The following is an 11,907-nucleotide window of genomic DNA, read 5'->3' on the forward strand; positions in this document are numbered from 1 at the left end:
GTCCAGGACGGCGTCGCTGACCTCGGGGCCTGGCCGCCACCGGGCGCCGAACCGGTGCCCTTGGACGGCTTCTACGAGCGGCTGTTCGAACACGGCTACAGCTACGGGCCGTCGTTCCGGAGCCTGACCGCGGCCTGGACCCGAGAAGGGGAGATGTTCGGGGAAGTGCACTTCCCGAAGGACAGCGGAACCGACGTGGCCGGATACGGAATCCACCCCGCCCTCTTGGACGCCGCCCTGCACCTGTCCATGGCCACCGCACCGCCCAGCGACACCGGTGGCGTGATGGTCCCGTTCGCGTGGAACCGCGTCGTCCTGCACGCCACCGGCGCCACCACCGTCCGGATCCACGCGGCCCAGGGCCCCGACGGACTGAGGATGAACCTGACCGACCACGCCGGAGACCCGGTCCTGACCTTCGCCGCCCTGACCTCACGCCCCCTCATGCCGTCGGAGCTCACCGCCTCCTCCGCGGGCGGAGCCGTAGCGATGATGTTGGCCGTCGAATGGACGCCCGCCCTCGTCGGGGCCACTCATGCCACCGGCGACGGCGACACGGTCGCCGGCGATCACCCGGGCTGCGTCGTGATCGCCGACGTGGCGGACCTGGAGGCGCTGGGCGAGGAGGGGCCGGAGTGGTTGATCCTCGACGCGGAACCGTTGATCGCTGACTCCGCCGAGGGTGAGCTGGCGCGGGTCCGGGTGGTTCTGGCGCGGGTGCTGGAAGTGTTGCAGGCGTTCACGACCGAGCCGGCCTGTCGTGAGGCTCGGCTGGCCGTGGTCGTCCGAGGTGCGGGCGACGATCCGGTGGCGGGCGCGGTCGCAGGACTGACCCGTTCGGCCCAGGCGGAGAACCCCGGCCGGATCCTGCTGGTCGACCTCGCCGATCCGGACCCCGGCACCGAACTCACGGGCTTGGTGGGGTTGCTCGGCCGGGCCGCAGCGGCCGACAAGTGGCAGATCCGGCTCCGGGACGGGCAGGTCGAAGCTCCCAGGCTCACCCGGGCCGAGCACGTCGACGGCACCGTGCGGGCTGGGGGCCTGGGTGCTGGTTATGTGGTGGTGACCGGCGGGACTGGGACCTTGGGTGGGCTGGTGGCTCGGCATCTGGTCGCCGCGCACGGGGTTCGGAGTCTGGTTCTGGCTTCACGGCAGGGCCCGGCCGCTGAAGGAGCCGCGCGGTTGCGTGCCGACTTGGAGGCCGCCGGCGCGGATGTGCGGATCGTGGCCTGCGATGTCGCCGACCGGGCTCAAACCCAAGCCCTGCTTGCCGAAGTACCGGCGCCGCTCAGCGGGGTGATTCATACCGCTGGCATCCTGGACGACGCGGTTCTGGGCGGGCTCACTCCGGAGCGGTTGGAGACGGTGCTGCGTCCGAAGGCGGATGCGGCCACGCACTTGGACGAGCTGACTCGTGGGATGGGGTTGGCGGCGTTCGTGGTGTTCTCCTCTGGTGCGGGGGTGTTGGGCACCCCGGGGCAGGCGAACTATGCGGCCGCGAACAGCTATCTCGATGTGCTTGCCGCCCGCCGCCGGGCCGCCGGTGAGGCCGCGGTGTCCCTGGCCTGGGGCTACTGGGCTGAAGCCACCACGATGACCGGGTATAAGACCGAAGGCGACGTGGCCCGGATAACCCAGGCCGGGATGGGTGCGCTGGAAACCGCCGAGGGGATGGCGCTGCTCGACGCGGCGCTCGACGGCGGACGTCCGGTACTCGTTCCGATGGTGCTGGATATGGCCGTCCTGCGCCGTCACGACGGGCCGGTCCCCGGGGCGCCGTGGGCGTGGCCGCTGGCGCGCATGCTGGCGGCCGGACCGCAGCGCCGCACCGCCACCGCCAGCAATGTGGGAGCGCTGCAGGCGACGCTGGCCGCAATGGCGCCGCAGGACCAGGTTCAGCACCTGGCGGGCCTGGTCAGCTCCGAAGCAGCCGTCATCCTCGGCACAGCCGGGCGGTACCTGGTCGCCATCGACAGTCCGCTGCTCGACATCGGATTCGATTCGCTGACGGCGGTCGAGCTCCGTAACCGGCTCACCAGGCTGACCGGGGTCCCCCTGCCCGCGACCCTGGTGTTCGACCACCCGACCCCATCCATGATCGCCGAGCGATTGATGGAACTTATGAGAAAAGAGCAGACCCATGCTTGACGTTGGTCAGTACCTCGCCGCCATCGGCTACGAGGGGCCGCTGGATCCAAGCCTGCGAACCCTCCGAGGTCTGCATGAAAGCCACGTCCGGGCTGTGCCATACCACACTCAGCCCAACGACGCCGAGTTCCTGACCGGCGCCGAATTCGACGTCGTCCAGGCCTTTCAGCGTTCGATCGTCAGCCGGGCCGGTGGAAGCTGCTACGAGCTGAACGAATCGTTCCGTCAACTGCTCGAACAGCTCGGCTTCACGGCGCACCGGCTGGCGGCGAGCACGCGACTGCCGAGTGGCCGGTTCGGGCCCGAGATCGAGCACTTGGCCGTGCTGGTGGACCTGGACGGCGAGCAGTGGATCGCTGACGTCGGCTTCAGCGAACCGACCTCCTTCGGTCCGCTGAAGATCACCAGCGAGGTGCAGCTGCAGGACGGCTTCGAGTTCCGCATGGTGCCCGACGGCGAGTGGTGGCTGCTCGAACGGCTTTCTCCCGTGAAAGGGTGGTCGGGGCTCTACCGGTTCAAGGCGGTGGCGCGTTCGCAAGCCGACTTCGCCGCCAGCATCGGCGAAATCGCCGCGCAGCTGAGCGAATGGCCGGCGGCGAATCTCCGGATCCTCAGCCGGGTGGTCGGGAATTCGACCGTCTTGATGACCGGCCGTCGCCTCATGAAGCACGACGTCGGCCGAGAGGAGAGCCGCATGGTGATCGACCAGGGCGAGTACGAGAGGCTCACCGACCTGATCCTCGATCCCGAACTGACCGATGAAGAACGCGCGGTGCGGATAAAGGAATTCCATCCGTGAGCGGTGAGACGCCGTTGTTCGATTCATGAGGTCGCTGTGCGCGACGTGCTCATCGACGCCCTCGCCCCATGCCTGCAGGCAGACAGCACCTCAACTCTTGGAATCAGCCATCTAGTGTCTAGTGATTCTGTTTAGTTTACGCTGCGGATAGGCTAAAATGGTGGAGTGGAGTTGACTACGGATAAGCGGGCGGAATTGCTGTCTCTGGTGAATGGCCGGGGCGTTCCGGCGAACGTGGCGACACGGGCGCGGATCGTGCTGTGGTGCGCCAACGGGATTCAGAAGAAGGAGATCGCGGCGCGGGCTGGAGTTTCGCGCCGACGGTCGACCTCTGGCTTTCCCGCTATGAGACCGAAGGTGTCGGCGGGTTTGTTGACCGGCCTCGCGGGGCGCTGCGGGAGCAGGTGCCCGCCAGAACCAGAGGCAGGGTCCTTGCCTTTACCCGTACTGCGCCGCCGGCGGAGACGGGTCTGTCGCACTGGTCGAGTCGGGAGATGGCCAAGTACGTCACCCGCACCACCGGCGTGTCGATCTCCTGGAATTACGTGGCGAAACTGTGGCGCGAAAACGGGCTGAAGCCACAGCGGCAGGGCACGTTCAAGGTCAGCAAGGATCCGGCGTTCGCGGACAAGGTGGCCGACATCGTCGGTCTGTACCTCGACCCACCCGGAGGTGCCGTCGTGCTCAGCTTGGACGAGAAGACGCAGATCTAGGCGCTCGACCGCACTCAGCCACTGCTGCCAATCGAGTTCGGCGCCACCGAGAAACGCACCCACGACTATGTTCGGTACGGCACGACGAACCTCTTCGCCTCACTGAACGTCGGGACTGGCGAGGTTTTCGGCGAATGCCGGCCCAGCCGGAACGGGGAGAACTTCCTGGCCTTCCTCAAGAAAGCCGTCAAACCGTACGCTGACAAAGAGATCCACATCGTTTTGGACAACCTTTCCACCCATACCACACCCGACGTCATGGCGCGGCTGGAGAAGAATCCGAACGTGCACTTCCACTTCACCCCGAAGGGCTCATCGTGGATCAACCAGATTGAAACGTGGTTCGGCGTCATCGCTCGCCAGTCGATCCGCCGCGGCACGTTCAGCTCCGTGAAAGTTCTCGTCAAGCAGATCCGTGACTACATCGCCCACTGGAACACCTGCTCTGAGCCGTTTACCTGGACCGCGACCGCTAACGCGATTCTCGCGAAAGTCCAGCTTGTCCAGGCCAACATCAAGAAACTTGTCAACGGCAACGGGTAAGTAAACGTATCTGAATCACAAGACACTAGCACGGAAGGGATCGCATGAATATGACTGGAGCGGGCGGCGACCGTATCGCCGTGTTCGGCGCCGGCGTCATGGGAGTCGGCATCACCGCGCTCGCGCTCGGGCACGGCGTCCCGGTTCTGCTGGTGGACGTGGATCCGGACAGGCTCGCCACTGCGGCCGGTGAGGTCCGCGGACACCTTAGGCAGGCCCAGCTGATGGGTGCGCTGCCGGACGTGCCGATCGGCGGGTTGACCACCTCGGAGTCGCCGGAGGGCGTCGAGGGCGCGATCGCTGTCATCGAGGCCGTCACCGAGCACTTCGAGACGAAGGCCAAGCTGCACAACGAGATAGCGGCGGCGGTCGCTCCCGGTACACCTCGTATCACGAACACGTCGTCGATCCCGGTCGCCGAGCTTGCCGCAGCGGTGCCGCACCCCGAGGACCTCGTCGGCGTCCACTTCATGAACCCGCCGTCGCTGATCAGGACGATCGAGGTGATTCGCGGGCCGCAGACCGGCGACGCGGCGCTGGCCGTCGTCAGGGCACTGGTCGAGCGGCTCGGGCGCAGGCCGATCGTCGTGGCAGACGGGCCTGGCTTCGTGACCAGCATGTTGCTGCACCGGATGATCAATGCTGCGGCCGACCTCGTCGAACAGGGGCGCGCGTCGGTCGAGGACGTGGACGCGCTCATGGAGGGCTGCCTCGGCCACCCGAGCGGCCCGCTGCGCACGGCTGACCTCATCGGGATCGACAACCTGGTCGACTCGCTACGCGTGCTGCACGAGCGGACCGGTGACATGGGATGCAGCCCCTCGCCGCTGCTGCTGAGGAAGGTCGCCGAGGGCGAATTCGGCCGCAAGACCGGCCGTGGTTTCTACGCATACGGGACGTTCTGATGGCGGGCCAGGTCGAGGTGAGCGACGTACTCCAGCAGTACGTGCGCGACGTTTCCCTGCGCGACGACGAGGTACTGCGCGATCTGGCGGCCGAGACCGCCGGTATGAGCGCCCTCGCCGCGATGGTCACCATGCCAGAGGAGGGCCAGTTGCTGGCCCTCCTGACCAGTCTCGTGGGCGCCCGCAACGTGCTGGAGCTCGGCACGTTCACGGGCTACGGCGCGTTGTGCATGGCACGCGCCTTGCCGTCCGGAGGCCGTCTCGTGACCTGCGACATCAGCGAGCGCTGGACGCGCATCGCCCAGCGGTACTGGGAGCGCGCGGGCGTCGCGGACCGGATCGAACTGCGGCTCGACAAGGCCACAAAGGTGCTCGACGCGCTCCTCGCCGAGCAGGGCCCCGACAGCTTCGACCTGGTCTTCATCGATGCGGACAAGACCGGCTATCCCGAATACTTCGAGCGCGCGCTGGCCCTGGTACGGCCGGACGGCCTGATCATCCTCGACAACACCCTGTTCTTCGGCCGGGTCGTGGATCCTGCCGCGCAGGACCTTGACACGCTTGCCATCAGGGAGTTCAACGCCGCACTGCGCGACGACGATCGCGTCGAACTGTCGCTCATCCCGATGGCCGATGGCATCACCCTGGCGCGCAAGCTGGCGCCGGACCCGCAGCGCTCGTCTCAGACCGATCATCACCGGAAAGAAAGGAGTGCATCATGCCTGAATCGGCCTCCGAGCAACTGACGATCGCAATGATCGAACAGCGACTGCTTGACTTCCTCGTCGAGCGGACCAAGATCGAGTGGGAGGTCGGGCAGGACCTGTTCGACTCCGGGGTGCTCTCGTCGTTGTTCGCGGTGGAGCTCGTCGTCTTCGTGGAAAAAGCCTTCGACGTCTCCATCGAGCGCGAGGACCTCGCCTTGGCCAACTTCCGCACCGTGCGCGCGATGACCGACTTGGTGCTGCGGCTGGGGAAAGCCGCCGATGCGTGAGGACCTGCCTGCAATCATGACCGAGGCGGTCGGTGATGCGGCCGGGCGCTGGGACCTGGCCGGCAAGATTCCCTTGGACCTGCTGCGCGGACTCAGCGGCAAGGGCCTGCTGTGCCCCGAGATCGCGACGCAGTTCGGCGGGCTCGGCCTGACCGGCCGGGAGTGCGGGGAGCTGACCGCCCACGTCGGCTCCCTGTGCAGCTCGCTTCGCAGCGTCATGACCTCTCAGGAGATGGGCGCCTGGACCATCTGGCGGCTCGGCGACCGTACCCAGCGCGAGCACTACCTACGCCGCCTCACCGGTGGCGAGCTCGCGGCCGTCGCGTTCAGCGAACCGGACGCCGGGAGCGACCTGTCGGCCATGTCCGCCCGGATCCGCGAGGACGGGGACACCCTCGTCGTCGACGGCGTCAAGACCTGGATCACGGCCTCTGTGTACGCGGATCTGCTCGTTGTCTTTGGCCGCTACGGCGACGGTGGCGCGGCCGTCATCGTTCCGGCGACCAGCCCGGGCGTCCGGCGTGATCCGGCTCAGTCGCCGATGGGCTGCCGCGCCGCCGGGCACGCGACGGTGACGCTCGACGCGGTACGCGTTCCGCGCACGAACCTGCTCGGCGCCGCCGGGCAGTCCCTGGCCATGCTCACCACGATCGCGCTGACCTGCGGCCGCCTCTCGGTCGCTTGGGGCTGCGTCGGAATTCTGCGCGCCTGCCTGGCGGCGGCAACGGCGCACGCGCGCGACCGGGAGCAGTTCGGCGTGCCGATCGCCAGGCACCAGCTCGTCGCCCGTCATCTGGCGGAACTGTACGTCGCGGAGCGCACCGCGACTCTGGCCTGCGAGCGGGCCAGCGACTGCTGGGACGAGGGCTCACCCGACCAGTTCACGGGGGCCGTGCTCGCGAAGCTCGTCGCCTCCCGTGCGGCGGCCCAGGGTGCCGCGACAGCGGTTCAGGTATTGGCCTCCGCGGGCGCGCAGGATGGGCACGTCGTTGCCCGCGCGTACCGGGACGCCAAGCTCATGGAGATCATCGAGGGTAGCAGCGAGATCAGCCAGCTGATTCTCGCCGATCAGGTGATGGGAGGGGGCCGATGACGATCGGCATCGGAGCGATCACGTGCCTGTTGCCGCAGAGGCGGGTCGCCGTGGCCGAGCTGCCCGAACTGTCCAGGCTCGGGTCAAAGGAGCGAGAGTTCCTGGAGACCTCCGGCGTGCGCACGGTCGGCGTGTTCGAGGACGGCGACGTCGGCTCGTTGGCCGGCCGGGCCTGCAGGAAGCTGCTTGAAGAGTATGGGGGGAACCCCGATGTGATGATCATGGTTGGGCCGCGCGCGCCGGATGTGCTGATCGGGTCCGACGTCTGCAAGGCCCAGGCGCACGGCGACGTCAAGGGCGCCTTCGCCTTCGCCGTGGATGGTCTCGGATGCGCGGGCTCGTCTGCGGCCTGGGCCCTCGCCCGCGATCTGCTGATCGCGGACCCGAGCCGCGAAAGCGTGCTGATCACCTTCGCCAGCCTGCCGACCGGCGAGTTCCGGATCCGCTATCCGGTCACTGTGATCGGCGATGGCGCCTACGCCATGACCATCGTGCGCGGCGGTCGGCCGGTGCTGCGTGCCCACCGACAGGAGACCGATGGCACCTTCCACGACCTGTTCTATGTCGACTACAAAAGCAGCCCAATGCCGGAATGGCGCGAGGAATGCCGCTCGCGCGACCGGTACAGCTTCGAGTTGGCCATGCACAGCAGGGTCCGGTTGAGTGCGCTAGTCGACGGCGTACTCAACGACGCCGGGATCACGAAGGCAGATGTCTCCGCGACGTTGATGCAGAACGTCACCGAGAGCGCCTTCCAGTTCTACGAGCAGACCGTTGAGCTGCCGATCCACCGGTTCTGCCGGGCCCACCTCGCCGACGCCGGGCACCTCGGGGCCATGGACGTCGTGCTCAACCTCCAGCGGGTCGTGTCCCTGGGGGGCCTGAGCCGCGGGGGTTTCGTGCTGGTGCTCAACAACAGCCCCGTGGCGGCGTGGATCGTCACGCTATGGGAAATCTAGGGAATCATCTGATGGCGAACGAGCCGACGCTGGTCAAATGCCTGATCTGGGACCTCGACAACACACTATGGCAGGGGACGCTCGCCGAGCAGGACAAGGTCGCCTTGAGCGACGCCGTCCGGGAGGTGATCGTCGGACTCGATGAGCGCGGCATCTTGCAATCAGTCTCCAGCCGCAACGACTACGATAACGCGTGGAGCCAACTGGAGGAACTCGGCGTGGCGGAGTACTTCGTCGTGCCGCGTATTGGCTGGACGCCCAAGTCCGTCATGGTCAAAGAGATCGCAGACGAACTCTCGTTCGCACTGGGGACGATCGCTTTCATCGACGACATGCCGGTCGAGCGCGCCGACGTCTCGTACCACCATCCCGAGGTGCGCTGCTACGAGGCGGCGCGCGCAGCTGAGCTGCTCGAACTGCCCGAGTTCACACCCACGGTGATGACCGTCGACGGACGGCGGCGCCGCCAGATGTACAAGGCGGCGGCCCGCCGGGCGACCGCAAGGTCCGAGTTCGCCGGCCCCGACGAGGACTTCCTGCGCACGCTCGGCATCGTCCTTCGGATCGTACGCGCCACCGACGAGGAGGTCACCCGAGTCGAGGAACTCACCCTGCGCACCAGCCAGATGAACGCCACCGGCGTGCATTACTCGGACGAGGCGCTGCGCTCACTGCTCGCGGACGAGACCCACGAGGTGCTCGTGGTCACGCTCGACGACAAGTTCGGTGGGTACGGCGCGGTAGGCGTGCTGTTGATCGAGAAGTTTGAGCACGCATGGAACGTCAAGCTGCTGGCCACATCATGCCGTGTGGTCTTCTCCGGCGCGGGCACGATACTACTGCGCTGGCTGGCCGACGCTGCGGCAAATGCGGGGGTCCACCTAGTCGCCGACTTCCGCAGGACAGACCGTAACCGGATGGCCGAGGTCGCCTACAGATTCGCCGGTTTCCGGACCGAGGACTGCGACTGCGCGGCCGAGGTCCCGCCGACGTTCGAACTGGGGATCGAGCGGCTGCACCTCGCGCCCACGCAACAGGAGCCACCGGTCACGATGACGGTGCATGCCCCCGACCTGCGTTCGCCAGAGGCTGCCGACCTCGTTTGGGGCGTCGCCGGGGCAGAATCGTGAACCGCGACGTCGCCGAGGTGCTACGGCTGGCCGGCGGCGAATCTCCGGATCCTGAGCCGGGTGGTCGGGAACTTGACCGTCTTGATGACTGGCCGCCGGCTCGTGACACACGACCTCGGCAGGGAGGTGAGCCGCATGGTGATCGAGCAGGGTGAGTACGAGAAGCTCACCGACGTGATCCTCGATCCCGGGCTGACCTATGCGGAACGCGCAGAGCGGATAAGGGAATTCCAGCCGTGAGCCGTTACCACAGTTCTGTACAACCATTGTGCGGGCATTCCGATGAGGGGACCACGATGACCGAGATCGCCGACCAGCCGGTAGGCCGTTGCCCGTTAGGGCACTCCGCTGCGGACCGGCTGCCCGAACCCGCTCCGCTCCCGTATGTCTCCGAGGACCCGTTCCATCCGCCGCGTCGCCTTGGCGAGCTGCGCGCCGAGTTCCCGGTTAGCCCGTTGCTCTACCCTGATGGCGAGATCGGCTGGCTTGTCACCAGGTACGCCGACGTGAAGGCCGTGCTTGCCAACCCGAAGACGTTCAGCTCCCGCGGCCGGCAGCGGATCAGCCCGATTCGCAAGGTGTCCAAGGAGTTGTTTGGCGACCGATTCGAGAGGCCTGGACTGTTCAGCAGCCAGGACCCGCCGGTGCACGGTTTTTACCGCAAGCAGCTCACCGGCCAGTTCACCGTCAAGCGGATGAAGAGCCTGGAGTAGAGGATCGAGCAGATCGTCGCCGATCAGCTGGAGTACATGGCGTCGAGGGGACCGGTCGCCGACTTGATCGCCGACTTCGCGCTGCCGGTGCCGTCGCTGGTCATCTGTGAGCTGCTCGGTGTGGACTATGCTGAGCATGCGTTCTTCGAACAGCAGACCGCCACGCTGCTCAGCGTGAAGACCACCCCCGAGCAGGTGATCGCGGCCGGGGACGCGCTGGCAGCGTTTATGCTGAAGCTGGTCCGGCAGAAGAGGAATGAGCCGGACGACGCCCTGCTGTCCGGGCTGATCGAGGCGCAGCGGGAGGCCGAGCGGCCGCTGACCGACGACGAGCTGGCCGGCATTGCGATGATCCTGCTGACTGCCGGGCACGAGACCACGGCCAATATGCTCGGCCTTGGCACGCTGACGCTGTTGCACCACCCGGAACAGCTGGCGAAGCTGAAGGCCGACATGTCCCTTGTGGGCACCGCAGTGGAGGAGTTGTTGCGGTTCAACAGCATCATCCGCATCGGCCAGGTGCGTCTCGTCACCCAGGATGTGTAGATCGGCGGCCGGCTCATCCCGGCGGGTTCGTCCGTCGTCGCTTCGAGCATGGCGGCCAACCGGGATCCGGAGAAGTTCGAGAACCCGGACGAGCTGGACATCACCAGGGGCGCGGTGCACCACGTGGCGTTCGGCCACGGCATCCACCAGTGCCTGGGCCAGCAGCTGACCCGGATCGAGCTGCGCGTCGGCTACCGCAGGCTGTTCGAGCGGTTCCCGGATCTGCGGCTCGCGATTCCGCTCGAGGACGTCACCTGGCGCACGGACATGGCCATCTACGGCGTGCGCGAGCTGCCGGTGACCTGGTAGGGAGGCGGGGGAGCGTGGATGAAGGAGCCGGCCGTGCGGGGCACCCAGGGCTACAGCAGCTCGTAGGAGCACTCGGCGTACAGCTCGCGCACCTTGGTCAGGACCTCGTGGTCGGTGGGCCACCGGGTGTGGTCCACCGACAGCACAGCTCGTACGCCAGTGCCCGCGTTGGTGGCGAACCCGGCTTCCACGTCGGGCATGTCAGTCGGTTGGATGGGCTCCATCGCGGCCGGCTCGTCGAGCGCTTGGTTGATCAAAGCCATGGTGACACCCGGGAGCCACTCGGACTGCGGCCACAATATTCGACCCCCACGAACGAAGCCGATGTTCGACGTGGAAATCTCGCAGATCAGTCCCTCGTGGCTCGCGAAAAGTGCGTCGTCGAAACCTGCGCGCTGCGCACGACGGCGGTGCATGAGCGCGCCGAACACGCTGACGTGCTTGACGGACGGAACCTCGCGTTGGTAGGCAGCGGCCTGAAGTCGCAAGGGGGCGGGCATTCCGTGCCCGGCCGGGTGGTCACCAGGATGCTCGGCTGGGCGTCGGGGCCGATCGTCCCGAGATCAAGAGCCGGATCGTATACCGACACGCGAACCATGACCGGTCCCGGGCTTCCTCGCAATGCATTCCGCACGTAGTGGCGAACGGCGTCAGTGTCCAATTCGACATCGAAGAGCTTTCGGCAATCGTTCGTCAACCGCTCGATGTGCAAGGACAGCCCGCGTACCCGGAAATCCTGTACCAGCATGGAAGTGAAATGCCCGTAATTCGTCAGGGCGAGCACGCGAAGATCGTCCGGACTGGCCGGAGCGCCATTCAGTTCCACCTTGCCCCCGGATACTTGATGAAAACCGAGGTCCACCCCGATATTCGGACACTTCGGATTGACACTGCATCAGCAGGACATTGCCTTACGATAGCGCTTGGGCGCTGTCGTCGACAATCGGCAATCTTGAGCGCTGACCACGCCCGGCGACTGACATAATTGATGGATGGCTTCTCACGAAACCACCAGTGCCCCCGAACTTTTGGCCAGGACCCGTGACGGTGTCCTG

At 66.6% G+C, this 11,907-nt stretch carries 10 protein-coding genes and 2 pseudogenes; 11 read left to right on the plus strand and 1 reads right to left on the minus strand.

The window, feature by feature from the left end:
* The 11 genes and pseudogenes from MXD61_RS04345 to MXD61_RS04400 form a co-directional block, all read left to right on the plus strand.
* Nucleotides 1-2,148: type I polyketide synthase (locus MXD61_RS04345; RefSeq protein ID WP_248811564.1), on the plus strand; the 2,148-nt coding region annotated here is incomplete at its 5' end.
* On the plus strand, nucleotides 2,141-2,947 hold the full coding sequence (locus tag MXD61_RS04350) for an arylamine N-acetyltransferase (RefSeq protein ID WP_248811565.1): 807 nt from the start codon (nucleotides 2,141-2,143) through the stop codon (nucleotides 2,945-2,947). The genes MXD61_RS04345 and MXD61_RS04350, both read left to right, overlap by 8 nt.
* Nucleotides 2,948-3,112: 165 nt before the next feature.
* Nucleotides 3,113-4,203, plus strand: a pseudogene (locus tag MXD61_RS28655) (IS630 family transposase).
* Nucleotides 4,204-4,247: 44 nt separating this feature from the next.
* Entirely contained in the window at nucleotides 4,248-5,108 is an 861-nt protein-coding gene (locus MXD61_RS04365) for a 3-hydroxyacyl-CoA dehydrogenase family protein (protein ID WP_248811567.1), read from the plus strand.
* Nucleotides 5,108-5,854 (plus strand): O-methyltransferase, encoded by a 747-nt coding sequence (locus tag MXD61_RS04370; protein ID WP_248811568.1) that lies wholly within the window; start codon nucleotides 5,108-5,110, stop codon nucleotides 5,852-5,854. The genes MXD61_RS04365 and MXD61_RS04370 overlap by 1 nt, the downstream gene beginning before the upstream one ends.
* A complete protein-coding gene (locus MXD61_RS04375) occupies nucleotides 5,827-6,102 on the plus strand; it encodes an acyl carrier protein (protein ID WP_248811569.1) in 276 nt (91 codons plus the stop codon). Before MXD61_RS04370 ends, MXD61_RS04375 begins: the two co-directional genes overlap by 28 nt.
* Nucleotides 6,095-7,195, plus strand: coding sequence for an acyl-CoA dehydrogenase family protein (locus tag MXD61_RS04380; protein ID WP_248811570.1), 1,101 nt, complete (start codon nucleotides 6,095-6,097; stop codon nucleotides 7,193-7,195). The genes MXD61_RS04375 and MXD61_RS04380 overlap by 8 nt, the downstream gene beginning before the upstream one ends.
* Entirely contained in the window at nucleotides 7,192-8,154 is a 963-nt protein-coding gene (locus MXD61_RS04385; protein WP_248811571.1) for a hypothetical protein, read from the plus strand. The genes MXD61_RS04380 and MXD61_RS04385 overlap by 4 nt, the downstream gene beginning before the upstream one ends.
* Nucleotides 8,155-8,165: 11 nt before the next feature.
* Nucleotides 8,166-9,284, plus strand: coding sequence for an HAD family hydrolase (locus MXD61_RS04390; protein ID WP_248811572.1), 1,119 nt, complete (start codon nucleotides 8,166-8,168; stop codon nucleotides 9,282-9,284).
* A 296-nt stretch (nucleotides 9,285-9,580) separates the two neighbouring features.
* Nucleotides 9,581-9,997, plus strand: coding sequence for a hypothetical protein (locus MXD61_RS04395; protein ID WP_248811573.1), 417 nt, complete (start codon nucleotides 9,581-9,583; stop codon nucleotides 9,995-9,997).
* A 195-nt stretch (nucleotides 9,998-10,192) separates the two neighbouring features.
* A pseudogene (locus MXD61_RS04400) lies at nucleotides 10,193-10,852 on the plus strand (cytochrome P450).
* Between the two features lie 50 nt (nucleotides 10,853-10,902).
* Here the strand turns inward: MXD61_RS04400 and MXD61_RS04405 are convergent.
* Nucleotides 10,903-11,352 carry an aminotransferase class IV gene (locus MXD61_RS04405; RefSeq protein ID WP_248811574.1) on the minus strand — a complete coding sequence of 150 codons (450 nt, stop codon included), beginning with the start codon at nucleotides 11,350-11,352 and terminating at the stop codon, nucleotides 10,903-10,905.
* Nucleotides 11,353-11,907 lie beyond the last annotated feature (555 nt).

Source organism: Frankia sp. AgPm24, assembly GCF_023243055.1.
GTDB classification, from domain to species: Bacteria; Actinomycetota; Actinomycetes; order Frankiales; family Frankiaceae; genus Frankia; species Frankia umida.